Annotated in this window: 26 protein-coding genes; 18 read left to right on the forward strand and 8 right to left on the reverse strand. The window is 54.3% G+C overall.

Features of this window, described 5'->3' with window-relative positions; translation table 11 throughout:
- Positions 1-9: 9 nt before the first annotated feature.
- Positions 10-1,389 (reverse strand): glycine--tRNA ligase, encoded by a 1,380-nt coding sequence (locus NFU03_RS02735; RefSeq protein ID WP_251635905.1) that lies wholly within the window; start codon positions 1,387-1,389, stop codon positions 10-12.
- A 317-nt stretch (positions 1,390-1,706) separates the two neighbouring features.
- On the opposite strand from NFU03_RS02735, the gene ccpN reads away from it, so the two are divergent.
- The 9 genes from ccpN to NFU03_RS02780 all read left to right on the forward strand — a co-directional run bounded on the left by ccpN (position 1,707) and on the right by NFU03_RS02780 (position 10,315).
- On the forward strand, positions 1,707-2,345 hold the full coding sequence (gene ccpN, locus NFU03_RS02740; RefSeq protein ID WP_251635907.1) for a transcriptional regulator CcpN: 639 nt from the start codon (positions 1,707-1,709) through the stop codon (positions 2,343-2,345).
- Positions 2,346-2,355: 10 nt separating this feature from the next.
- Positions 2,356-3,195: a pyruvate, water dikinase regulatory protein gene (locus NFU03_RS02745; RefSeq protein ID WP_251635909.1), complete on the forward strand. Its 840-nt coding sequence runs from the start codon at positions 2,356-2,358 to the stop codon at positions 3,193-3,195.
- Positions 3,196-3,359: 164 nt separating this feature from the next.
- The gene (dnaG, locus tag NFU03_RS02750) at positions 3,360-5,171 is read left to right on the forward strand and encodes a DNA primase (RefSeq protein WP_251635911.1); all 1,812 of its coding nucleotides are present in this window, start codon (positions 3,360-3,362) and stop codon (positions 5,169-5,171) included.
- Between the two features lie 33 nt (positions 5,172-5,204).
- Positions 5,205-6,323, forward strand: coding sequence for an RNA polymerase sigma factor RpoD (gene rpoD, locus NFU03_RS02755; protein ID WP_251635912.1), 1,119 nt, complete (start codon positions 5,205-5,207; stop codon positions 6,321-6,323).
- A gap of 58 nt (positions 6,324-6,381) precedes the next feature.
- Positions 6,382-6,939, forward strand: coding sequence for a hypothetical protein (locus NFU03_RS02760; protein ID WP_251635913.1), 558 nt, complete (start codon positions 6,382-6,384; stop codon positions 6,937-6,939).
- A gap of 83 nt (positions 6,940-7,022) precedes the next feature.
- Positions 7,023-8,165, forward strand: coding sequence for an acyl-CoA dehydrogenase family protein (locus tag NFU03_RS02765; protein ID WP_251635914.1), 1,143 nt, complete (start codon positions 7,023-7,025; stop codon positions 8,163-8,165).
- Positions 8,166-8,305: 140 nt separating this feature from the next.
- Positions 8,306-8,674 carry a cytochrome c550 gene (gene cccA / locus NFU03_RS02770; RefSeq protein ID WP_251635915.1) on the forward strand — a complete coding sequence of 123 codons (369 nt, stop codon included), beginning with the start codon at positions 8,306-8,308 and terminating at the stop codon, positions 8,672-8,674.
- Positions 8,675-8,813: 139 nt separating this feature from the next.
- The gene (locus NFU03_RS02775; RefSeq protein WP_251635916.1) at positions 8,814-9,512 is read left to right on the forward strand and encodes a tRNA (adenine(22)-N(1))-methyltransferase; all 699 of its coding nucleotides are present in this window, start codon (positions 8,814-8,816) and stop codon (positions 9,510-9,512) included.
- Positions 9,509-10,315, forward strand: a complete 807-nt coding sequence (locus tag NFU03_RS02780) for a Nif3-like dinuclear metal center hexameric protein (RefSeq protein WP_251635917.1) — start codon at positions 9,509-9,511, stop codon at positions 10,313-10,315. The genes NFU03_RS02775 and NFU03_RS02780 overlap by 4 nt, the downstream gene beginning before the upstream one ends.
- A gap of 92 nt (positions 10,316-10,407) precedes the next feature.
- Here the strand turns inward: NFU03_RS02780 and NFU03_RS02785 are convergent, their stop codons facing one another.
- Both NFU03_RS02785 and NFU03_RS02790 read right to left on the reverse strand, forming a co-directional pair.
- Complete coding sequence (locus NFU03_RS02785) at positions 10,408-11,379, reverse strand: 4-hydroxy-3-methylbut-2-enyl diphosphate reductase (protein ID WP_251635918.1); 972 nt, start codon at positions 11,377-11,379, stop codon at positions 10,408-10,410.
- A 67-nt stretch (positions 11,380-11,446) separates the two neighbouring features.
- Positions 11,447-11,917 carry a YqfQ family protein gene (locus tag NFU03_RS02790; protein WP_251635920.1) on the reverse strand — a complete coding sequence of 157 codons (471 nt, stop codon included), beginning with the start codon at positions 11,915-11,917 and terminating at the stop codon, positions 11,447-11,449.
- Positions 11,918-12,026: 109 nt separating this feature from the next.
- Between NFU03_RS02790 and NFU03_RS02795 the strand changes: the two genes are divergently transcribed.
- On the forward strand, positions 12,027-13,322 hold the full coding sequence (locus NFU03_RS02795) for a DEAD/DEAH box helicase (RefSeq protein WP_251635922.1): 1,296 nt from the start codon (positions 12,027-12,029) through the stop codon (positions 13,320-13,322).
- A gap of 11 nt (positions 13,323-13,333) precedes the next feature.
- The gene (locus NFU03_RS02800) at positions 13,334-14,236 is read left to right on the forward strand and encodes a deoxyribonuclease IV (RefSeq protein WP_251636216.1); all 903 of its coding nucleotides are present in this window, start codon (positions 13,334-13,336) and stop codon (positions 14,234-14,236) included.
- 51 nt (positions 14,237-14,287) lie between these two features.
- Here the strand turns inward: NFU03_RS02800 and NFU03_RS02805 are convergent, their stop codons facing one another.
- Positions 14,288-14,536: a hypothetical protein gene (locus NFU03_RS02805; protein WP_251635924.1), complete on the reverse strand. Its 249-nt coding sequence runs from the start codon at positions 14,534-14,536 to the stop codon at positions 14,288-14,290.
- Positions 14,537-14,633: 97 nt separating this feature from the next.
- On the opposite strand from NFU03_RS02805, the gene NFU03_RS02810 reads away from it, so the two are divergent.
- From NFU03_RS02810 to NFU03_RS02820, 3 genes are read left to right on the forward strand one after another with little or no spacing between them, the layout of a single operon-like run.
- Positions 14,634-15,407: a metal ABC transporter ATP-binding protein gene (locus tag NFU03_RS02810; protein WP_251635926.1), complete on the forward strand. Its 774-nt coding sequence runs from the start codon at positions 14,634-14,636 to the stop codon at positions 15,405-15,407.
- Positions 15,400-16,263: a metal ABC transporter permease gene (locus tag NFU03_RS02815; RefSeq protein ID WP_251635927.1), complete on the forward strand. Its 864-nt coding sequence runs from the start codon at positions 15,400-15,402 to the stop codon at positions 16,261-16,263. Before NFU03_RS02810 ends, NFU03_RS02815 begins: the two co-directional genes overlap by 8 nt.
- Positions 16,260-16,670: a Fur family transcriptional regulator gene (locus NFU03_RS02820; RefSeq protein WP_251635930.1), complete on the forward strand. Its 411-nt coding sequence runs from the start codon at positions 16,260-16,262 to the stop codon at positions 16,668-16,670. The genes NFU03_RS02815 and NFU03_RS02820 overlap by 4 nt, the downstream gene beginning before the upstream one ends.
- A 72-nt stretch (positions 16,671-16,742) precedes the next feature.
- On the opposite strand, the gene NFU03_RS02825 is transcribed toward NFU03_RS02820, so the two are convergent.
- The 4 genes from NFU03_RS02825 to NFU03_RS02840 form a co-directional block, all read right to left on the reverse strand.
- Complete coding sequence (locus NFU03_RS02825) at positions 16,743-17,327, reverse strand: 5' nucleotidase, NT5C type (protein ID WP_251635932.1); 585 nt, start codon at positions 17,325-17,327, stop codon at positions 16,743-16,745.
- Positions 17,324-18,448: a flavodoxin-dependent (E)-4-hydroxy-3-methylbut-2-enyl-diphosphate synthase gene (gene ispG / locus NFU03_RS02830; protein WP_285835403.1), complete on the reverse strand. Its 1,125-nt coding sequence runs from the start codon at positions 18,446-18,448 to the stop codon at positions 17,324-17,326. The genes NFU03_RS02825 and ispG overlap by 4 nt, the downstream gene beginning before the upstream one ends.
- An 82-nt stretch (positions 18,449-18,530) precedes the next feature.
- Entirely contained in the window at positions 18,531-18,866 is a 336-nt protein-coding gene (locus NFU03_RS02835) for a hypothetical protein (protein ID WP_251635934.1), read from the reverse strand.
- 48 nt (positions 18,867-18,914) lie between these two features.
- Entirely contained in the window at positions 18,915-19,436 is a 522-nt protein-coding gene (locus tag NFU03_RS02840) for a DUF1189 family protein (protein ID WP_251635936.1), read from the reverse strand.
- Between the two features lie 197 nt (positions 19,437-19,633).
- Between NFU03_RS02840 and NFU03_RS02845 the strand changes: the two genes are divergently transcribed.
- From NFU03_RS02845 to NFU03_RS02860, 4 genes are all read left to right on the forward strand, one after another.
- Complete coding sequence (locus tag NFU03_RS02845; RefSeq protein WP_251635937.1) at positions 19,634-21,265, forward strand: Na/Pi cotransporter family protein; 1,632 nt, start codon at positions 19,634-19,636, stop codon at positions 21,263-21,265.
- 25 nt (positions 21,266-21,290) lie between these two features.
- The gene (locus NFU03_RS02850; RefSeq protein WP_251635939.1) at positions 21,291-21,773 is read left to right on the forward strand and encodes a DUF456 domain-containing protein; all 483 of its coding nucleotides are present in this window, start codon (positions 21,291-21,293) and stop codon (positions 21,771-21,773) included.
- An 83-nt stretch (positions 21,774-21,856) separates the two neighbouring features.
- Positions 21,857-22,465, forward strand: coding sequence for a superoxide dismutase SodA (sodA, locus tag NFU03_RS02855; RefSeq protein ID WP_251635940.1), 609 nt, complete (start codon positions 21,857-21,859; stop codon positions 22,463-22,465).
- Positions 22,466-22,568: 103 nt separating this feature from the next.
- A complete protein-coding gene (locus NFU03_RS02860) occupies positions 22,569-24,764 on the forward strand; it encodes a peptidoglycan D,D-transpeptidase FtsI family protein (protein WP_398289712.1) in 2,196 nt (731 codons plus the stop codon).
- Positions 24,765-24,793: the final 29 nt, after the last annotated feature.

Below are 24,793 nucleotides of genomic sequence, written 5' to 3' on the forward strand. Positions count from 1 at the left end.
GTGCATTAATTAGAATGTGATGCGTTCTTCGATATAGGATTTCAGTTCGCTGATCGGCATGCGGACCTGATCCATCGAGTCGCGGTGGCGGACTGTCACTTGGCGGTCTTCCTCCGAATCGAAGTCGTAGGTGATGCAGAACGGTGTACCGATCTCGTCCTGGCGGCGGTAGCGTTTGCCGATCGACTGGGAATCGTCGTACTGGACAGCGAAATGCTTGCGCAGCTCAGCGAACACTTCCTCAGCACCCGCAGACAGTTTCTTGGACAGCGGCAGGATTGCTGCTTTCACCGGCGCGATCGCCGGGTGGAAACGCATGACCGTCCGCTTGTCGTCGCCTTCGAGCTCTTCCTCGTCGAATGCATCGCATAGGAATGCAAGCGTCACGCGGTCCGCACCGACGGAAGGTTCGATGCAGTACGGGACGAATTTCTCGTTCGTCACGGGATCCTGATAATGGAAATCTTCGCCGGAGTACTCCATATGGCGTTTCAAATCGAAGTCCGTCCGGTTTGCGATGCCCCACAGTTCGCCCCAGCCGAACGGGAATTTGAACTCGATATCGACAGTCCCTTTCGAGTAGTGGGACAGCTCGTCCTCGTTGTGCTCACGGAGCCGCATATTGGCTTCCGTCAGACCGAGGGACAGCAGCCAGTTTTTCGACGTCTCGCGCCAGAAGGCATACCATTCTTCGTCCTCGCCCGGTTTGCAGAAGAATTCTAGTTCCATCTGTTCGAATTCCCGCGTGCGGAACGTGAAGTTCCCAGGTGTGATCTCATTCCGGAAGCTTTTTCCGATCTGTGCGATGCCGAACGGCAGTTTCTTCCGCATTGAGCGCTGGACGTTCTTGAAGTTGACAAAGATCCCCTGTGCGGTTTCCGGACGGAGGAAGATTTCATTGGCGGATGAATCCGTCACTCCCTGCGTCGTCTTGAACATGAGGTTGAACTGGCGGATATCCGTGTAATCGAGCGCACCGCAAGACGGGCAGACAATGTCATGCTCGACGATCAGCTCTTTCATCTTATCGAACGGCATGCCGTCGACGACGATTTCCATCCCTTTCGCTTCGAGCGCGTCTTCAATCAGCTTATCCGCGCGGTGGCGTGTTTTGCACTTTTTGCAGTCAATCATCGGGTCATTGAAGTTCCCGATATGGCCGGAAGCCTCCCAGACTTTCGGGTTCATGAGGATGGCTGCGTCAAGACCGACGTTATACGGCGATTCCTGGACGAACTTCTTCCACCATGCTTTCTTGATGTTGTTCTTCAGCTCGATGCCGAGCGGGCCGTAATCCCATGTATTTGCGAGCCCTCCGTAGATTTCCGAGCCCGGGAAGACGAAGCCCCGCTGTTTTGAAACGTTGACGATCTGGTCCATAGTGTACATAGTGATCCCTCCAATTAAAATAAGCACCCATCCACGGACATAGACTGTCCGAGGACGGGTGCGTCATGCCCCGCGGTTCCACCTCGATTGGCTGCTAAACACAGCCCTCTTTCAAACGTGCCATGGCTCCGGGATGCCGTTTCGTGCCGGATGCGGGCTTCCACCATCCCCGCTCGCTTCGTTTCGACACTACTTATTAGTCCCATCTCCGCCTATATTGAATCTGCATACAGTTTAGCACGGTTCACGATTCTTCGCAATAGAACTCATTTTGTTATATACTGAGGGAAGGTTTGTTGAATTGAACGTTTAGGACGGTGACAGTGATGGAACTCAACAAGCGCCAGACGGAGATCCTGGCGATCGTGAAAGCGGACGGCCCGATAACCGGTGAGCATATTGCAGACCGGCTCAATTTGACGCGGGCCACAATCCGTCCGGACCTGGCCATCCTGACGATGGCAGGCTATTTGGACGCGCGTCCCCGTGTCGGTTACTTCTATTCGGGGAAGAAGCAGGTCACCTCGGCAGGCGACGAAATGATCGGCATGAAAGTCGGCGATTTCCAATCCAGGCCGGTCGTCGTGACTGAACAGGATTCCGTCTATGATGCGATCTGCCAGATGTTCCTGCAGGACGTCGGCACCCTGTTCGTCGTGGACGGCAATGCCTGCCTGACAGGCGTCCTGTCGCGGAAAGATCTGCTGCGCACGAGTATCGGGAATACGGAACTCGAGAAGATGCCGGTCCATGTCATCATGACCCGGATGCCGAATATCATCTACTGCCACAAAAAGGACACCCTGCTGTCTGCGGCACGCAAGATGATCGATAAGCAGATCGATTCGCTCCCGGTCATCGGATCTTCTTCAGAGGGACTTGAAGTGGTCGGCAGAATTACGAAGACGAATATCACGGCCGCATTCCTGACACTTGCACAAGACCATGAGCTATGAGGTGAACCTTATGAACAACCTGAAATTTTTCATCGTTTCCGATTCGGTCGGAGAGACTGCGGAACTGGTCGCGAAAGCGGCAGCCAGCCAATTCCGCCATGATTTGGAGACAGTTTCCATGAAGCGGTTCTCCCACATCGAAGAGGAGAGCCAGCTGGCTGAGATCGCCTGGCTTGCAGAACAGCAGCGGGCGATCATCGTCTATACTCTGGTCAGGAGCAGCATGCGCGAATCACTGAAACGGATGTGCAGCAGCCATAATGTCCAGTGTGTCGATCTGCTCGGACCGCTTTTGACTGCTGTCGAAGACGAAATCGAGGAACGGCCGATCGAAGAGCCAGGCCTAGTCCGCCAGCTGGATGAAGATTATTTCAAGAAAATCGAAGCGATCGAATTCGCAGTGAAATATGATGACGGCCGGGATCCGAGAGGTGTGCTTAATGCGGATATCGTCCTCGTCGGGGTGTCCCGGACGTCGAAGACACCGCTTTCCCAGTACTTGGCTCACCAGCGTTTCAAAGTGGCGAATGTACCGCTCGTGCCGGAAGTCGAACCGCCGGCTGAGCTGTATGATATCGATCCGGCGAAATGCTTCGGTCTCGTCATCTCTCCGGACGTCCTCAACTCCATCCGGAAAGAGCGGCTCATCGCACTCGGGCTGAAAGATGATGCGAACTACGCAAAAGTCGACAGGATCGAGCAGGAGATCGCACATTTCAACAAAGTCGTTTCCAAAATCGGCTGCACCGTGATCGACGTTTCGAACCGTGCCGTCGAAGAGACGGCGAACGTCATCATCTCCCAGCTGAACAGCAGCAGATTCGAACGTATCCGGAAGGACCTCCGCTAACTCGGACAGGTCCCTCTTTTTTCGTTCCGGTGCGGAGAACAAGGACTGGAAATCTGACGGCGGGCGGAGTAAACTAGTAGTTTCCGTGTAAACGAAATTTGTTGTCGAATAAAAAGGGTTTTCCGGCATCATGCCGAATTAAAGACAGTGAAGCTGGTGAAAACATGTCAAAGATCCCTGAACAGACGATAGAGGAAATCAGATCCAAAACGGACATCGTCGACTTGATCGGCGAACATGTCCGCTTAACGAAAAGAGGCAAGAACTGGTTCGGCCTGTGTCCGTTCCACGGTGAGAGCACGCCTTCTTTTTCGGTGTCCGAGGACAAACAGCTTTTCCACTGTTTCGGATGCGGGGCAAGCGGCAATGCCATCACCTTCGTGATGGATATCAGCAATCTCCCATTCACGGAAGCGGTCGTCCAGCTGGCACACCGGCTCGATATCCCGATCGATGCATCGGTCGAAATGGGCAGCCGGACTGAAACGAACGCAGCCCACAAACAAATGTATGAAGCCCATGCTTTCGCGGCAAACTTCTATAACCATCTGCTCCTGAATACGGTGGAAGGTGAAAAAGCTTATGAATATCTCCAGCAAAGAGGATTTACCCGGGAAACTATCGAAAAGTATGGTATCGGGTTCGCCCTTGATGACTGGGAAGCGCTGACCTCCCTGTTGAAACGCCAGAATTTCGATCTTTCCGAGATGGCTCAGGCCGGTCTCGTGATCGAGCGGGACAGCGGGACAGGCTTTTTCGACCGTTTCAGGGGACGGATCATGTTTCCGCTATATGATGATCAAGGTACGATCGTCGGGTTCTCCGGCCGCGTCCTTGAAAAGAGCGACAAGGAAGCGAAATACTTGAACAGCCCGGAGACGCCGATCTTCCAGAAAAGCAAATTGCTCTACAATTTCCACAGAGCACGGCTGAACGCCCGGAAAACGGGTACTGTAATACTATTCGAGGGTTTTATGGATACATTGTCCGCGGACCGCAATGGAATCGAAAACACGGTGGCGCTCATGGGAACCTCGCTGTCGGACACACAGCTCGTCAAACTGAAGCGGATCACCAATGATCTGATCATCTGCTGTGACGGCGACAGTCCGGGATGGGAAGCGGCGAAGCGGTTCGCCAATCTTGCGATGCAGAAAGGCTTTTCGCTGAAGATCGCCATCCTTCCCGGCAAGCTCGACCCCGATGATTACATTTCGGAATACGGGGCGGAAGCTTTCCGGGACAAGATCATCGGCAATCCCCATACGTATATGTCGTTCATGATGGCCTATGCGAAGCGGTCGAAGAATCTGTCACATGAGAATGATGTCCTCCAGTATATCCACGAAGTGATGGAGGAATTGGCATCGATTCTGACACCTGTCGAAAAAGACATCATGCTTCGGCAGCTGTCGATGGATACAGGTGTTTCGACCGAGGCATTGGAACAGCAATTCGCGAAAGCAGCCGGGAAAGCGGTCAGGCAGGGGCAGTCCGGCACTTTCTCCGAGCCGGCACCACCGGCGATTTCCCGGCCGGCGAATAAAGTGCTGTCTGCCACGGAACGGGCGGAACGGCTGCTGCTCGGCCACATTGTCAACGACGGGTCGCTGTTTGACACCGTCCGCCAGCATGAGAATGTCTTTGTCCACGATGAGTACGCAACCTTATATATCCGTCTCGCAGGTTTCTACGAGCGGCACGGAACTCCGGACTTCCATCGGTTCGCCGAAATGATCGAAGAGCGCGAGCTTCGCAGGCTCGTATTGGAAGCCGCTTCTGCTGAGCGGGATCCGGAGCATGCCGGACAGGAAGTGGAAGACTGTGTAAGACATTTGAAGAAACATAGGATCCAGCAGCTGATCGAACAGAAGATGCACGAATCGAAAGACGCAGAAAAAATGAACGATCATCCAGCAGCTCTTGAGCTTGCACGTGAGATCATACAGCTCCGGAAATCATTATCGGCAATGTAAGCCGACCGGCGTAATAAGGAGGAACAGGCTACTATGGCTAAAAAAGAGGAACTGACTGGTGAAACAGAAACAACGCTTGAAGAAGTGAAAGCGGTGCTGCTTGAAACAGGAAAGAAAAGCGGGGAGCTATCACTGGAAGAGGTGACAGACAAACTGGCTTCTTTCGAAATGGAACCTGACCAGTTTGAAGAGTTTCTCGATCAGATCGAGGCGGCAGGCATTGAAATGGAAGGCAAGGACGACAATGCCGACGGAGCACCGGACAAACCGGCAGCCGAGGAAGAGCGATTCGATCTGAATGACCTCAGTGTTCCCCCGGGTGTGAAGATCAACGATCCTGTACGGATGTATCTGAAGGAGATCGGCCGCGTCGACCTGCTGACCGGCAAAGAGGAAGTCGAACTGGCCAAGCGGATCATCGCAGGTGACGAGGAAGCGAAAAAGCGGCTGGCTGAAGCGAACCTGCGGCTTGTCGTCAGTATTGCGAAGCGCTATGTCGGCCGGGGCATGCTGTTTCTCGATCTGATCCAGGAAGGCAATATGGGTCTCATCAAAGCGGTCGAGAAGTTTGACCATACGAAAGGCTTCAAATTCAGTACGTATGCGACATGGTGGATCCGCCAGGCGATCACCCGTGCGATCGCTGACCAGGCGAGGACGATCCGGATCCCTGTCCATATGGTCGAAACGATCAATAAGCTGATCCGTGTCCAGCGCCAGCTGCTGCAGGATCTGGGACGCGAGCCTTCGCCTGAGGAAATCGGGGAGGAAATGGAGCTTACGCCTGAGAAAGTGCGTGAAATCCTGAAAATCGCCCAGGAACCAGTTTCATTGGAAACGCCGATCGGGGAAGAGGATGACTCCCACCTCGGTGACTTCATCGAGGACTCGGAAGCCCAATCACCTTCGGATCATGCTGCGTATGAGCTGTTGAAAGAGCAGCTGGAAGACGTGCTCGACACGCTGACGGACCGGGAAGAGAACGTACTGAGACTCCGGTTCGGACTGGATGACGGCCGCACGCGGACGCTCGAGGAAGTCGGCAAAGTGTTCGGCGTCACCCGCGAGCGGATCCGCCAGATCGAAGCGAAAGCATTGCGGAAACTGCGCCATCCATCCCGCAGCAAACGGCTGAAAGATTTCTTGGAATGATTGGCGGGGCACCGGACAAGAGGCCGGTGCCTTTTTTGGGGAGAAAGGAAGTACGGCTATGAATCCACAGCGAAAGCGGATCATCATCTCGGAAATTCAGTATTGGAAGAAGAACCGGCTGCTGCCGGAACATTATTGTGATTTCCTGATCACGCTGTATGCCCAAGGGGAATCCGCAGGGGCAGAACCGGCGAAGACGGACAAGGCGGTCTTGGAGAAAGAACGCTCTGCAGTCACGAACAGGATGATTCTGATGGGCCTGCTGGCAGCGGTCCTTTTTGCCGGTCTGTTCCTGATAAAGGACCATCCGGCGGCTGCTGTCTCCGCCGCTGCCGCCGTCGCGGCGCTGCTCATCATCCGTCTGCTGTTCAGCAGGAAGGTCAGGACTGCGCTGGTTCCCTTTACATATATCATCACTGCTTTGCTCATCCTCGGGATCTCCCTGAAAGTCTGGTTCGCTTTCTTCGAAGGGGAGACGATGCTGCTGCTGGGGCTGCTGATGCTGAATAGTATATTATGGCTTTTTGCGGGCCGGCTGCTGAAATTGTTGTATTTTACAATCTCCGGATCCGCAGGGCTGCTGCTGATCATCGGATTTCTGCTCATCTCTTATTAAGCGGAAATCTTTTTTTCTGTTAAACTATTAGTAAATTCGGTATAATGAATGATGTAAGCGTTCACAACAAGGGGGAAATTCACATGGATTTTAATTTGACAGAAGAACAGCAGATGATACAGCGGACGATACGCGAATTCGCGGCGGAGGAAGTCGCACCCGGCGCCATCGACAGGGATCGGACAAACGAGTTTCCGATAGAAATCTTCCGGCAGCTGGCGGACATGGGGATGATGGGGCTGCCGTTTTCCGAGGAATACGGCGGAGCGGGAGCTGATACGATCAGCTTCGCCATCGTGACGGAGGAGTTGAGCCGTGCCTGTGCATCGACAGGGATCACGTATTCTGCACATATCTCGCTCGGGGGTGCACCGCTTAACTTATTCGGCACGGAGGAGCAGAAGCAGAAGTACTTGCGTCCGATCTGTGAGGGGACGTCGTTCGGCGCTTTCGGACTGACAGAACCGAATGCCGGATCCGACGCGGGCGGCACGCAGACGACCGCTGAACTTGCGGACGGCACGTTCACGATCAGCGGCTCGAAAGTCTATATTACGAATGCGAGCTATGCCAAGAACCTGGCACTTACCGCCATCACTGGCAGAACGGAGTCAGGCGGTAAAGAAATCAGTGCGATCATCGTTCCGACCGACGCGGAGGGGTTCACGATCATCGATAACTATGAGAAGATGGGTCTGCACGCATCCAATACGACGGAGCTCGTCCTCGACAACGTCCAAGTGCCCGAAGAGAACCTCCTCGGTGAAAGAGGCAATGGCTTCCGTCAGTTCCTCGTGACGCTGGACGGCGGCCGGATCGGCATCGGTGCCATGGCGGTCGGCATCGCACAGGCGGCCTATGACAGGGCGCTCCGCTATTCGAAGGAGCGGAAGCAGTTCGGGAAATCCCTTTCCGAGTTTCAGATCACCCAGTTCAAGCTTGCGGACATGGCTTTGAAGATCGAACTGGCGCGCACGATGGTCTACAAGGCAGCATGGCTGAAAGACCAGGGGAAACCATTCACGAAAGAGGCGGCGATGTGTAAATTATACGCCTCCGAAATTGCAATGGAAGTCGCGGACCAGGCGATCCAGATACACGGCGGCTATGGGTATATGCGGGAGTATGAAGTGGAACGCTATATGAGGGACGCTAAATTGCTCGAGATCGGTGAAGGAACCTCTGAAGTGCAGCGTATGGTAATCGCCCGCCAGATCGGCTGTTAAAAAACTTCACAAAGTATGTCGAATTTGTCACAAAATCGAAAAGTCTATTGATAACTCTTTCGATTTTGACGGGAATACAGTACAATGAAATGTGTGCACTATATACTACAGAATAGTTTCTGGTGAAGGAGGTTAGTTCGTTGGGTAAAAATCCTGTTGTTCCTTATATTCTGATTTTCGCACTCGGAATCGGACTCATTTTCTTCATGTCCCTCTACGGAATTCCACAGCAGAAGGAAATTGCCGGTTCGGATGATGAAGCAACTGAAGAAGGTTCGAAAGAAGAAAGCGGCGGCAAGTTCGATGCTGAAGCGGTCGCACAGCAGAAGTGTATTACTTGCCATGGTGAAAATCTTGAAGGGAACGTCGGTCCTAGCCTTCACGGTGAAGACAAAGACAAAGACGCACTTCACGAAATCATCAAGAATGGTAAAGGCGGCATGCCGGGTGGGCTTATCGAAGATGCTCACATCGACGACATGGTCGACTACATTCTCTCACTGAAATGATAATGTGAAAAGCGGTCAGTATGTGGTTTCCACCTGCTGACTGCTTTTTTGTATTCTCCGTGCAGCCTGCCTGACTTTTGCGTTATGATGGACAGGAAATGCACGCAGCGGAATGCATGAATGGAAAGGTGGAACAAGCATGAATGCAAAGAACTTATCGGACCGGCTCGCTCAGGTAGCGTCCTATGTCGAACAGGATTCCGTACTTGCAGATATAGGCAGTGACCATGCGTACTTGCCCTGCTGGCTCGTACAGAACGGCAGGATCCAGAAAGCGGTGGCAGGGGAAGTCGTCAAAGGACCGTTCGAATCGGCACGGCGGACCGTGGAAAAGGAAGGGCTGGCAGACCGGATCACCGTGCGCTTCGCAGATGGCCTGCTGGCAGTCGAACCGGAAGATGGTGTGTCGGTGATCTCCATTGCGGGCATGGGCGGTACATTGATCGCTTCCATCCTGGCAGCTGCACCTGACCGGCTCGAAGGCGTCACCCGTCTCATCCTGCAGCCGAACCTGCACGCGAAAGCGATCCGGCTGTGGGGAGCGGGCAACGGCTGGCTCGTGAAGGAAGAAGCCATCCTCAAAGAAGACCGCAAACTGTACGAAGTGCTCGTCCTTGAACGGGGGGAGGCCCGCTATTCAGAGGAAGAACTGCTGATGGGACCGATCCTCATGAAGGAGAAAACGGATGCATTCCGCGAAAAATGGGAAGGGGAGCTGAGGGAGCTGACCCGCGTCTGCACGGCGCTCGACGCTTCAACCCCTACCGAAGAAACATTGGAAAAAAGGCGTCAGCTCGAAGAGACGAAACAACTTATCGAAAGGGTGCTGCAGCAGTGAAACAACCGAACGGTCACGAAATCATCCAATTATTCGAGTCTTGGTCACCGAAAAAGCTGGCGATGGAAGGGGACCCTGTCGGACTCCACATCGGGCAGCTTAACCGTCAAGTCGGAAAAGTGCTGGTGACCCTCGACGTGAACGAAGCGGTCGTCGAAGAAGCGGTCCGGGCAGGGGCGGGTCTGATCATCGCGCATCATCCGCCGCTATTCCGGCCGGTGAAGCATATTTGGACAGACACGCCGCAGGGCCGGATGATCGGGCTGTGCCTGAAGCATGACATCTCCGTCTATGCCGCACATACGAACCTGGACATAGCTGCAGGGGGAGTCAACGACCTGCTCGCAGGGAAACTCGGCCTTGCCGATCTCCGCATCCTAGAGAAGACTGCCTCCGGAACGGAAGAGGAAGGTCTCGGCCGGGTCGGGACATTGGAGCCGGCGATGACGCTGGAGGAGTTTGCGCTGTATGTCAAGGAGCACCTCGGCGTCCCGATGGTGAGGATGGTCGGCAATTCCTCCCGGAAAATCCGGAAAGTCGGTGTCCTCGGCGGGGACGGCAACAAGTATATCCACGCGGCGAAACGGGCTGGAGCCGACGTCCTCGTCACGGGGGATCTGTATTATCACGTGGCGCAGGATGCGGAAGCAATCGATCTGTGCGTCGTCGACCCCGGACATAATGTCGAAAAAGTGATGATTGCAGGCGTGGCGGAAAAAATGACGTCACTCTGCCGGGATGCAAAGTATGATGTCGAGTTCCTGCAGTCGGAGATCCGGACGGAGCCGTTCACCTTCATCTGATCCCGGCCGGCAGGATACTTCGGTAAACAGGCAGAGAAAAGGGCTGTTCCGCAAAGTCAGCGAGATGACTTTAGCGGGACAGCCCTTTTTGTTCAGACGTAAGGTTCGATCCTGGTGACAGGGGATGGGTTCTTGATTTTTGGAAGCAGGCGGCTCAGTTCGAATTTCCGTTCCGCCGTATGGGTGGCCGGATCGGCCGGATCAAACTTCGTCAGGAATTCGATCACTTCCCGGACGATGAGTGTCGGCGTCGAAGCACCGGCAGTGACCGCTACCCGCCCGATCCCTTCGAGCCATTCCAGCTGGATCTCGGATACATCGGAGATCCGGTAGGACGGCGTATTTGCGATTTCCACGGACACTTGCGTCAGCCTATTGGAGTTGTTGCTCTTCGGATCGCCGACGACGATCAGCAAGTCCGCTTCGCCGGCCTGTTCCGCGACAGCTTCCTGGCGCACTTGGGTGGCCATGCAGATTTCACGGTGCACTTCGATAGCGGGATATTTCTCTTTCAGCATATCCATCAGGTGGGCGACATCCCACTGGCTCATCGTCGTCTGGTTCGTGACGAGGAGACGGTCGCTGTGGAGGTCGAGATTCACAATATCCTCAGCGTTTTCCACGAGGTGCACTTTACCCGGTGCCACGCCGAGCGCGCCTTCAGGTTCCGGATGGTTCGCTTTGCCGATGTAAATTATTTCGTAACCTTCCGCTGTCTTCTCGCGGATCAGGTCGTGTGTGACGGTCACATCGGGACACGTGGCATCGATCGACACGAGCCCCTTTTTACGTGCCAGTTCACGGACTTCCGGGGATACCCCGTGCGCCGTGAAGATGACAGTACCCTTATCGACCTGGTTCAGGATGTCCAGCCGGTCGTTCCCTTCCAGCGTGATGATCCCGTCTTGTTCGAATGCATCCGTCACGTGTTTGTTATGCACAATCATACCTAATATATAGATCGGTCTCGGCAGTGTTTCGTCGAGTGCCGCATTTCTCGCGATCACCATTGCATCGACGACCCCGTAACAATAGCCTCTCGGGGAAATCTTCAATACTTCCATTTTACGCTCACTCCTCTAAAGGGATCTACAGTCCATTATAGCGGAGATGGCGGAAAGGTTCAAAGTCTTAGACCGGCGGCTGGAACACCTTAGGGACGGATGGTCTCGGCACTCTCGCCGCCGAGGCGGCCGCAGCAGCCGGACTCACAGCAGCGGCAGCGGTCCCTGCAGCTGGTACAGAAGGAAGCGACTGGAAGCCACGGTACAGTTTCCACATCGCAGGGATGTTCTGGATCATCGGCGCGAACTGCTGGACAATCGGCGCGTATTGCTGCACCGTCGTCAGGAGGCGGTTGGCTGTTTCCATATACATTTCCGGCTTTGAAGGCCCCGCCTGCCCTGCAGGGGACGCACCTGCCTGCTGCTGCGGCGCACCGAAACCGAAGGGGGAGAACGCCTGCAGAGAGGACTGCGGTCCTGACTGCGGCGGCTGCTGCATATAGGGCTGGCTCTGCTGGTAGCCCTGTTGGTACACGGGCGGCCTCTGCTCCGCATAACGCTGCTGGTTCGCAAACGGATAAAACGATTCGTATCTCATAGCAGACTCCTTTCTGAAGCATACTGTCTTTATACGGTATCTTATGCGAAAAAAACGACCGGCGTCACTGTTTCATGCTACAATGAACGAATGATAGGAGGACACGAACATGTCTAGATATACTGATTACCAATTCAACCCATTTCTTCGGGATGCAATTGAAGAGCTGGGTTTTACAAGTCCCACGCCTATACAAAAAGAAATGATCCCGCTCATCCTGAAAGGGACCAGCGCGATCGGCCAGGCCCATACCGGCACAGGGAAGTCACACAGTTTCCTGATCCCGATCGTGCAGCGTATCGATACAAAGCAGGACGATGTGCAGGCCGTCATCACGGCACCTACGAGGGAACTCGCCATCCAGCTGTTCGATGAGCTGAAAAAGCTTACGGAGAAATCCGAAATCCGGACAAGCCTGCTCATCGGCGGAACCGACAAGAAGCGTTCCGCGGACAAACTGAAGTCCAATCCCCATCTTGTCGTCGGCACACCGGGACGCATCCGGGATATGGCGGAAAACGGAGCACTTTCCGTCCATACAGCGCGTATCCTTGTCATCGATGAAGCAGACCTCGCTTTCGACATGGGGTTCATCGAAGACATCGACCAGTTCGCTTCAAAAATGCCGGGTGATCTGGAGATGTACGTCTTCTCCGCGACGATACCTGAAAAACTGAAGCCGTTCCTTGCGAAGTATATGGACTCGCCCGTGCATATCCAGCTCGGCACCAAAAAACCGCTGACGGAAAACATGCACTACTCGCTCGTACCTGTCCGCGGTATGGACCGCAGGAAGAAGCTCGTCCAAGTCATCGGGGCCGTCAATCCGTACTTGGCGATCATCTTCACGAATACGAAGCAGAATGCGGACGAACTTGCCGGCTATCTGGCGGCACAGGGCATTAAAACCGGGAAACTGCACGGCGACCTGAACGCACGTGAACGCACACGTATGATGAAACAGATCCGCGACCTCGAGTACCAGTTCATCGTCGCGACGGACCTTGCCGCCCGCGGGATCGATATCCCCGGCGTCAGCCACGTCATCAACTACGAACTACCGGAAGACCTGGAATTCTATATCCACCGAGTCGGAAGGACGGCGCGTGCGGGACTCAAAGGGACAGCTATCACGCTGTTTGACCCTTCGGAAGACGATGCGATCGTCAAAATTGAGAAGATGGGCGTTCCGTTCGTCCACGAAGATGTTAAAAACGGGGAATGGGTGCAGCTGAAAGAACGCCATTCCCGGAAGAACCGCCCGAAAGAACAGGATGACATCGACAAGAAAGCGGCCGCGATGATCAAAAAACCGGCGAAAGTGAAGCCGGGCTACAAGAAAAAACGCGCGCAGGAAGTCGAACGCTTCAAAAAGCGGGAAAGGAGACTGAACAAGAAGAAATGAGTGAACAGCCTATCCTAATCGGTTCCCACGTATCCATGAGCGGCAAGGACATGCTGCTCGGCTCAAGTAAAGATGCAGCGGATTTCGGCGCCTCGACCTTCATGATCTATACAGGTGCCCCGCAGAACACGAGACGCAAGGCGATAGAAGAGCTGAATATCGAAGCAGGCCGCGTCCATATGGAAGCGAATGGTCTGTCGTCGATGGTCGTCCATGCTCCGTATATCATCAATATCGGCAATACCGTGAAACCGGAGACGTTCCGGCTTGGGGTCGATTTCCTCCAGTCGGAGATCGAGCGGACAGCTGCGCTCGGCGCGGACCAGATCGTCCTGCACCCTGGAGCCCATGTCGGTGAAGGTGTTGACAAGGGGATCGCCAAGATCATCGAAGGGCTCGATGAGGCGCTGTCCTCCGATGCAAATGTCCGGATCGCGCTGGAAACGATGGCCGGCAAAGGGACGGAATGCGGCAGGAGTTTCGAGGAACTTGCGAGGATCTTCGACGGTGTGAAGAACAACGACCGGCTTTCCGTCTGTTTCGATACGTGCCACGTCCATGACGCCGGCTATGACATCGTCAATGACTTCGAAGGCGTCCTCGAGGAGTTCGATCACTTCATCGGCCGGGAACGGATTTCGGTCATCCATGTGAACGACAGCAAGAACGTGCGCGGAGCGGGGAAGGACCGTCACGAAAACATCGGATTCGGCCATATCGGCTTCGATCCTCTCCATTACATCGTCCATCATCCGTCGTTCGTTGATATCCCGAAAATTCTGGAGACCCCGTTCATCGGGACCGACAAGAAGAACAAGACTGCACCATACAAAGAAGAAATCAGCATGCTGAAAAGCGGTGAGTTCACGACTGCCCACCGTGATGCGCTGCTCGGTGTGCAGACCGGCGTATAAGGAAACGTGAACAGCAGGACTTTCCCAGTCAATCCGGGAAAGTCCTGCTGTCTACTTTTTCATGTTGAGATAATCCTCAAGGATCTGGTAAGTACGGGCTTCTCCGATGACCGCTGACACTTTCGAAACGAACGTCTCAGGGACCCCTGTCAATATCCAGTGGAAGGACACTTCGTCCAGCAGCGGCCGGAGCTGCCGGATCTCTTCGACTGAAAAGTCCAGCCCATAACTCCTCGCCAGCATATACATCTCCTCATCAGGCTTTTTCTTCATGTCCAACAGAAATTTCGAATAATCCATTGCGCCACCTAACTTTCTTTTAAGTTGTCAGCCGGAGCCCTGTCATTTATAATCGGTATAGTAACCGTAATCATTACTATTTACAAAGGATGGTTGTATGCAGGGAAGTCTCGTGAAGTTAACAGATGTTTCGTTCAGTTATGGCAGCTCGGCTGTCTTGAAAGATATTACATTCACCGTGAATCCCGGGGAATTCTGGGCACTGATCGGTCCGAACGGTTCCGGGAAATCGACCCTCATCAAACTGCTTCTCGGCCTGCTGAAACCGAGCAGGGGAACGGTTGAACTGTTCGGTAAGCCGGCGGGGGATCCGGATCGGAAGGAGCGTATCGGCTACGTCTCCCAGAAATCAGCATCCTTCAACAGCGGCTTTCCGGCAACTGTCCTCGAAGTCGTCAAAAGCGGCCTGACCGTGAAGCGGGGGCTGTTCAGACGGTTCACCGAGGACGACAGCAAAGCAGCCAGGCGCGCACTTCAGGCAGTCGGTATGGAAGATTTCACGGGCCGCAATATCGGCGAGTTATCTGGCGGTCAGCAGCAGCGTGTCTTCATCGCACGGGCGCTCGCTGCGGAACCCGAGCTCCTGATCATGGACGAACCGACAGTCGGCATCGACCAGCAGAATTCAGCGTCTTTCTATTCTATGCTCGAGGAGCTGAATCGTGAACACGGAATTGCCATCATTCTCGTCTCCCACGAAATCGATCTGGTGACGGATCTGGCGTCACATGTCGCGTGCCTGAACCATACGATGCATTTCCATGGCGGTCGCAGGGATTTCGCGAAACTCGGGGACAGGGACCTGTCCAAATGGTACGGGCATCCGGTACGGCTGATCCACCAGAAAGAAGGGGGTGGAAGTGATGATTGAGGCTCTGTTCTCCTATGATTTCCTCCAGAATGCCTTCTTGTCGGGACTGATCATCGGGGTCATCGCACCGATGATCGGGCTGTTCATCGTCGTGCGGCGCCTGGCGCTCATTGCTGATGCGCTGAGCCACGTGTCGCTCGCGGGGATCGCTGGCAGTCTGTACTTGAGCCAGCAAGTCGTCTTCTTTGCCGGGCTGAATCCGGTCTATCTCGGGATGGCGGCCGCGGTCGGCGGATCCCTTCTCATTGAGCGGCTGCGCCGGGTCTACCGGAACTTCGAAGAACTGGCGATTCCGATCATCCTGTCGGCGGGAATCGGATTCGGGGCGATTTTCATCTCCCTCGCAAAAGGGTTCGGCTCCGACCTCGTCGGCTATCTGTTCGGCTCCGTGTCTGCGGTGAGCCGGCAGGATCTGACGGTCGTCGCCGTGCTTGCAGCGGCGGTCCTCGTGTTCATCTACCTGTTCTACAAGGAACTGTTCACCTTATCGTTCGATACGGATTATTCGCGGGCATCGGGTCTGAATGGCGGATGGATCCAGATCCTCTTCATGGTGATGACGGCGCTCGTGATCGGTGCGTCGATGCGGATCGTCGGGATCCTGCTCGTCTCCTCGCTCATGACACTGCCAGTCGCTTCGGCGATCCAAGTGGCAAAGAGTTTCCGGTCGGCGATGGTGCTGTCGGTGATCCTTGGAGAGACATCCGTCATCGCGGGTCTCGTGGCGGCATTCTATTTGGATATTGCACCGGGCGGGACGATCGTCGTGACGGCAATCCTCATTTTACTTGCCGTGCTTGGCGGAAAACGGCTGCTCGGGCTGCGGCATCCTGAAGCGGAGGAGGAAGCGGCATGAATGTGGAGAAAGCATGGACTATTTTGAAAGATCATTCCTTCAAACGGACGAAGAACAGGGAAGCGATCCTGCATTACTTGGCGCAGCAGGACGGATATACGGCTGCCATGGATGTGAGCGAGTTCCTGAAACGGGAGAACCCCGGACTGAGCTACGACACGGTCTACCGGAATCTTGCGACGTTCGCAGACCTCGGTATCCTCGAAGAGACGGATCTGCACGGGGAGAGACAGTTCCGCATGCATTGTGATCCAGGCGTCCACCATCACCATTTCATCTGCACGGTCTGCGGAAGGACGAAGCATATCCCGAGCTGTCCGATGGATCTCCTTGCCGTCGAACTTCCGGGTGTCGAAATCGAAGGGCACAAATTCGAAGTGTACGGTAAGTGCCCGTCTTGCAAGTGAACTAACGGCCGACCGAAAGCTAAAAAGCTGTCCATCCCTATGCAGCATGTAGGGATGGACAGCTTTTTTCAGTTATCGGACGGTGCTTGCGAAGAAATGTTGTTGGATCCATTCATCCGCTTCTTTCCATGTATGGACGCGGATAACGCCGTCCGGAACTACATCCCGGTTGTACGGCGTGTCGAACAGGATGACCGGTATGCCGAGTTCTTCATGGAGGTCGACCGCATTATCATGCTTGTCCTCAAAGAAGACATCCGTGCCGAACCGGCGGGCGGTCTCGATCTTACGGTGGCTGCCGATCAACTCGACGTGGTCATACGGGATCTGTTCACGTCGGAACCACTCCAGCGTCGCATCCAATACTTCCGGTCCGCGTGCGGAGATATAATACAGCTCCGCCTGTTTCCGCTGCCAGTCTTCAAGGATAAGTTTTGCATATTTCTGGACGGAGGAACCGAGGCAGATCTCCGCCTCGGTTTCCTTATACCAATCATGGAAGACATCCGGATCGACATCGAATGCTGCCGTCAGATCGTATTCACGGATGTCATCCAGCACGAGATTGCAGCCGAATTTCCTGTTGATGTGCGGCAGCAGGGAAGAAGGGGTTGTCACGGTGCCGTCGATGTCGATCCCGAAACGGTACTTCTTCAATTCGCTGCGCCGCTTTCTTCCAGTGCTTCTTCCTGGCGTTTCTTCTCGAAATACTCTTCAGCCAATTTATCGATCTCCACTTTCAGTTCCTCGACCATTGTCTCTTCCGGAACTTTGCGGACCGTCTTCCCGTGCATGAACAGCAGGCCTTCGCCGCGGGCACCCGCGATGCCGATATCGGCTTCGCGCGCTTCTCCAGGACCGTTGACAGCACAGCCGAGGACTGCCACTTTGAGCGGCGCTTTGATGGTCGAGATGTATTCCTCCACTTCATTCGCGATCGAGATCAGGTCGATTTCGATGCGGCCGCATGTCGGGCAGGAAATGAGCGTAGCGGCATTCGACGACAGGCCGAACACTTTCAGCAGTTCACGGGCGACTTTGACTTCCTGGACAGGGTCTGCGCTCAGGCTGACGCGGAGCGTATTGCCGATACCTGCTGAAAGCAGGGCGCCGAGACCAGCTGCACTCTTGATGGAACCGGAGAACAGCGTGCCGGATTCCGTGATGCCGAGGTGCAGCGGATAATCGAATGCAGCCGCCGCTTTCTTATATGCTTCGATCGCCAGGTTGACGTCGGATGCTTTCAGCGAAACGATGATGTCATGGAAATCGAGATCTTCGAGGATCTTGATGTGGTGAAGGGCACTTTCCACCATGCCGTCAGCAGTCGGATAGCCATATTTCTCAAGGATCTTCTTCTCGAGTGAACCGGCGTTGACACCGATACGGATCGGGATGCCTTTCGCTTTCGCGGCATTGACGACAGCCTCGACCTTCGACTGCTTCCCGATATTGCCCGGGTTGATGCGGATTTTGTCGGCACCCTGCTCAATTGCGATCAATGCCAGTTTATAGTTGAAATGGATGTCGACAACGAGCGGGATGTTGATCTGCTCTTTGATCGCTCCGATGGAATACGCTGCACGCTCATCAGGGCACGCTACACGGACAACCTGCACACCTGCTTCTTCCAGGCGTTTGATCTCTGCGACTGTGGCTTCGACATCATGTGTTTTCGTAGTCGTCATACTTTGGATAAATAATTCGTTGCTGCCGCCGATCGTGAGATTCCCCACTTTTACCGGACGCGTCTTCGATCGATGTATCATTTCAGTCATTATTCTCTCTCCTTACTTCGCAATACTACTGTATATTTTATCAATCATTGTGTTGAAAAGACAAGGAACTGCCCTCAGCACATTAAGCTTCCGTGCAAACAGTGACGATTTCGCTGCTCAGCGGCAGCTCGATCTGCTCCCCGCCGACGATATGCTGCAGCTGCAGATGCGGGTTCATCCGGTAGAATGCGGCCAGACGGTCCAGGAAAGCGGCCGACGGATCCGGATAGAGAGCGAACAGTGATTCGATCGTGTCCCCGGCGACTGCAGTCACGATGATGGACGCAGGCTTGTCCGTTTCCCGGCAATCCGGTTCTTCCGATGCGAATGCGGCAAGATGGATCGTCCCTTCCGTCAAATCGCTTTTCAGCATATAGATCAGCGCGAAAACCGCTAAAGCAGCTATAAGGAATCTCATAATACCGCTCCCCCTTCTTGGCATATGTATATGACAGGGGGAGGCCGATTATGCCGCCGCTTTCCGTGCAGCCGGCTTTTTCGGATAATAGCGGGCTGCCGCAATCAGATAAAGGATGTGGACAGCCGCAGCTGCCGGGAAGTTCACCGCCCCCGGCACATGCAGTATATCGAGCGTGACCGACAAGAGGACCGGGACCGTGACGGAAACCGCGGCTGTCCTCCACATATGCCGATATTCGCCGCGCTTTCGCAGTACGGACAGGATGCCGAGTCCGACCAGGCCGAAGAAACTGACACGGATGAACAGGTAGAACGTACTGATGACGAACTGCAGGGCGAATGCCATCGGATAGAGGAGACCGCCGACAGTTTCAGCATAGTCGATCAGCTCATCCGAAGCGCCGAACAGATCGATATCCCCCGATAGGAAGCGGATGAACGATACGGCTGTCGACAGGAAGACGAAGACAAATACATATTGGAAGACCTTGCCGATCGGAAGCATGCGGAAGGCCGCGAGTTTTTTGGGCTCATACAGGGAAGCCGTGAATAATTGGCGGATTTTCAAAAAGATGACTCCTTTCCTACGTCTCTCATCAGTTTATCATCGCTGGCGGCCGTTTGGACAGGAAATCTCTTTTCTCCCTGTTTTGTGCTGTCGAATGTTAAGGGTTTGTAAAGTTTCTTTGAAGTCTATTTACAAGCCCTATACATGGCGACAATAATAGGGGTGTATACATAACGTTATTGGAGGTTGCACATTGCATGGATATTAACTGGCAGGAAGTGGCGTTTCAATTTCTAGGAGGTCTCGGTATTTTCCTATTCGCCATAAAATACATGGGGGACGGGCTTCAAAAGGTCGCTGGGGACAGGCTGCGTTCGATTTTGGACCGCTTCACGACAAATCCATTCATGGGAGTCCTCGTCGGGATCATCGTCACGGTGCTGATCCAATCGAGCTCAGGGACGACTGTCATCACGGTAGGCCTCGTCAGTGCAGGGTTCATGAAGCTGAGGCAGGCGATCGGCGTCATCATGGGGGCGAACATCGGGACGACTGTCACGGCGTTCATCATCGGACTCGATGTCGGTGCCTATGCACTGCCGATCATGGCAGCAGGCGCTTTCCTGATCTTTTTCATACAGAAGCTGGCCGTGAAGCATATCGGTGAGGTCATCTTCGGGTTCGGGGGGCTGTTCCTCGGGCTGGAACTGATGAGTACCGGGATGGCCCCTCTGAGGACGCTGGATGCATTCACGTCATTGACGGTTTCGATGGCGGATCATCCGATGCTCGGAGTAGTGGCGGGTACGGTGTTCACACTGATCGTCCAGAGTTCGAGTGCGACAGTCGGCATCCTGCAGGGCTTGTACGCGGAAAATCTCATCGACCTGAAAGCGGCACTGCCGGTGTTGTTCGGAGATAACATCGGGACGACCATCACGGCGATCCTCGCATCCATCGGTGCATCCGTCGCAGCGCGTCGCGCAGCAGCGACACACGTGCTGTTCAATATCGTGGGGGCTGTCATCTTCATGATCCTGCTGATCCCGTTCACGGCGTATGTCGAGTGGATCACTGCAACACTCGGCCTTGACAAGAAGATGCAGATCGCGTTCGCACACGGTTCGTTCAACGTCGTGAACACGATCATCCAGTTCCCGTTCATCGGGGCATGGGCGTACTTTGTCACGAAGCTGATCCCGGGTGAGGATGTCACGATCGAGTACAATCCGAAGCACCTGGACCGTCATTTCATCCACCAGTCGCCCGCTGTGGCGATCGGGCAGGCGAAAGAGGAGATCATCCGCATGGGGTCGTTTGCCGTGCAGGGTCTCGGGGAGACATTCGACTACTTGAAGAGCAGTAAGAAGAGCCATGCGGAAACTGCCTATCAGATCGAAGACGCCATCAACAACCTGGACCGCAAGATCACGGATTACCTCGTGGAGATCTCAGCGGTCAATATCTCGCCGGTCGAATCGGTGCGGCACGTCATGCTGATGGATACAGTCCGGGATATCGAACGGATCGGAGACCATTTCGAGAACATCATCGAACTGATCGACTTCCGCGAAGTCAACAAAGTCAAACTGTCCGAAGATGCCATGGAAGAGCTTGCGGAAATGTTCGAGCTGACGATCGGAACGGTACAGAAAGCGGTCGATGCGCTAGATACGAACGATTGGGAGACGGCCCGCTCGGTTGCGAAGCAGGAAGACCTGATCGATAAAATGGAACGTAAATGCCGGAAAAGCCACATTATCCGTCTGAATGAAGGCGCATGTTCCGCACAGGCGGGCATCGTATTCGTCGACATCGTCTCCAATTTGGAACGGATCGGCGACCATGCCGTCAATATTGCGGAAGCAGTGCTCGGAAAGCGCGCTTGACAGTAAAACGTGAGGAGGGAAACTGATGGAGTGGATCGCCTGGATTGCAGCGGGTATATGTTTCATCATCGCATTTGCGGGACTTTTCTATCCCGTCATCCCATCCGTCCTGTTCATCATCGGCGGGTTCCTCCTGTATGGGCTGATCGACTCATTCAGCTCGATGGGCTGGCTGTTCTGGACCATCCAGGTGCTGTTCACCATCCTGCTGTTCAGTGCCGACACGGCAGCGAATGTGTTCAGCGTCAAGCGGTTCGGCGGGACGTCTGCCGGCGGGTGGGGAAGTACGATCGGGCTGATCGCAGGACCGTTCGTCATACCGGTCGCTGGGATCCTGATCGGGCCGTTCCTCGGCGCTGTCATCGCCGAGCTGCTCGTGACGCGTGCCGGAGTGAAGCAGGCATTCCGCTCAGGGGTCGGCTCGCTCGTCGGGTTCCTGACGTCCGTCGTCGTGAAAGCGGCGGTGATGATCGTGATGATCGCCGTCTTCATATTCTTCATCATCTGAGAATCAAGATAATTGAATGCGCATAGGAAGTTTGATACGCTACTAGGGCAGGAAAGAATTCATTTACTCAAGGAGGAATTGGAATGGCTTACAAATTACCAGAATTGCCGTACGCATATGATGCACTTGAACCGCACATCGACAAGGAAACGATGGAGATCCACCACACGAAGCACCATAATACGTATGTGACGAATGTGAACGCTGCTCTCGAAGGTCACGACGACCTGGCAGCGAAGTCAGTCGAGGACCTCATCTCGGATCTGAACGCGGTTCCGGAAAACATCCGTACAGCAGTCCGCAATAATGGCGGAGGCCATGCAAACCACTCCCTGTTCTGGACGCTTCTCTCTCCAAACGGCGGCGGCGCTCCAAAAGGCGAATTGGCTGAAGCGATCGACAAGAAGTTCGGCAGCTTCGACAAATTCAAAGAGGAATTCGGAAATGCGGCGAAAACACGCTTCGGTTCCGGATGGGCATGGCTCGTTGTCGATAACGGCGAACTTGCGATCACGTCCACTCCAAACCAGGACAACCCGCTCATGGAAGGCAAAACTCCGCTCCTCGGCTTGGATGTATGGGAACACGCCTACTACCTGAACTACCAAAACCGCCGTCCCGATTACATTTCTGCATTCTGGAATGTCGTCAACTGGGACGAAGTCGAAAAACTGTTCGCGCAAAATAAGTAAGATGCATCTGCAACTTCGCACACATCTTGTTCGTCAAGATGTGTGCTTTTTGTTTGGAAAATGATATAATCCTCATGATCATCACTTTGCTGAGGGAGGGAATCTGTTGAAAAAAAACCAGCGCAAAGTCGATCAGGCGAAAGTCCGCCAGCGTAAATTGACTTCCTTCCGTATGAATTTCCTGTTCTTTTCGATCTTCGTCCTGTTTTCCCTGCTGATCTTCCGCCTCGGATACTTGCAGATCGTCAAAGGGGAAGACTATAAGAAGTTACTCGAACGGACGGAAGAGATCGCCGTCAATACAAGCGTGCCGCGAGGACGGATCTTCGACCGCAGCGGACACCTGCTCGTCGATAACGAACCGCGCAATGCCATTACATATACAAAGACAACGTCCACCACATCGGCGGACATGCTCAAGACCGCGAAGAAACTCGCGAAACTGATCGAGAAACCGACGAACCGGATCACACTTGGGGATAAGAAGGATTATTGGATCCTGCTCCATCCCGAGGAAGCGGCCGGAAAAGTGACGGAAAAAGAGCAGCTCGCCATCCAGAATGACGAGAAGATTACCAAAAAGGAAGGGCAGCGGAAGATCACCGCGCTCACCCGCGAACGCATCACGGAAGAAGAGCTCAACTCCTTCACGGAAAGTGAACTGGAAGTGCTTGCGATCTACCGTGAAATGATGTCTGGCTATGCCTACACTCCGCAGATCGTCAAAAGTGAAGACGTGACGGACCGGGAATTCGCTTCCGTGTCCGAACATCTTACTTCACTGCCGGGCGTCAATACGACGACTGACTGGCAGCGGGTGAAGATGTCGGACAGCGCCATTCTCGGCACGACGACAAGCCCGCTCGAAGGGATCCCGAAAACGGATCTCGATTACTTCCTCGCCCGCGGCTATTCACGGAATGACCGCGTCGGTAAAAGTTATATCGAACGGTATTATGAAGATCTGCTGAAAGGCCAGAAGACGGTCGTCAAGAATATCAAGGACCGTACCGGGAAAGTGGTCGAGACGAAGACTGTCCGGGAAGGGGAGCCGGGGAAAGACCTCATGCTTACGTTGGATACGGAACTGCAGGCCCATCTGGAGAAGATTGTGGAGGAGAACCTGCTGAAGGCCAAACGGATGCCGGGTTCGAGGTTCCTCGACCGCGCCTTCCTCGTCATGATGGACCCGAACACCGGCGAAGTGCTGTCGATGGTCGGCAAGAAGATCGTCAAGGACAGCGAGACCGGCAAACAGACCGTCCAGGACTTTACATTCGGCACGTTCAGCACATCCTATGAGATCGGCTCCACGGCTAAGCTTGCGACAATGCTCACCGGATACAAATACGGGGCAGCCCGTATGGGTGAAGTGAAGATCGATGAACCGATCTACTTCAAAGGCAGCCGGCCGAAATCATCGCTCTTCAACCAGAGCTCCCGGATCCCGATCAACGACGTGGAAGCGATCGGACGATCCTCCAACGTCTACATGTTCAAGATCGCCATGAATATCGCCAACTACAATTATGTACGGGGCAGCGGACTGAAAATCGACTTCGATGCCTTCAACAAGATGAGGGACGGCTATGCGTCGTTCGGTCTTGGGGTCAAGACGGGAATCGACCTTCCGGGTGAAGTGACCGGATCATCTCCTGAACCGAACCGTGCGGAACCCGGAAAACTGCTCGACTTATCGATCGGCCAGTACGATACGTACACACCGCTGCAGATGGCACAATACGTGTCGACCGTGGCGAACGGCGGGTACCGGATCGCTCCGCACTTGCTGAAATCCGTCTACGAGCCATCAAAGGACGGCAAGGAATTCGGCGCTCTGCTGAAAGATATGGATCCTGTCGTGCTGAATAAGATCGACAACTCACCTGAAGAGATCGAGCGCATCAAAAAAGGGATGTACTATACGTACTACGGCCAGCGGGGGACTGCACACGGCCTGTTCGCCGGTGAAGCATTCGACGCCGGCGGAAAGACCGGGACGGCCCAGTCCGGCTATTACGAAGGGGAAGACCGGTCCTTATGGGGCACGCAGACCGTATCGGTCGCACACGTAGGTTTCGCCCCATTCGACAAACCGGAGATCGCGTACTCAGTCATCGTACCGCACGTCTCCACTTCGACAACACCACCGCATCCGAACAATGACATTGTCCAGGCGGCCGTGAAAGAGTATTTCGCCTTGAAGAAAAAGCGGGCGGAAGCCGAGATCTTCTCGACGGAAACCCAGACCATCCAGCCGCCATATAAGGCAGGTGCGGATACGGAAATACCCGAATAAGCAAGCGAAAAAAAGGCTGCAGCGATTTC

The organism is Sporosarcina sp. NCCP-2716 (assembly GCF_023707985.1).
In the GTDB taxonomy this organism is placed as follows: domain Bacteria; phylum Bacillota; class Bacilli; order Bacillales_A; family Planococcaceae; genus Sporosarcina.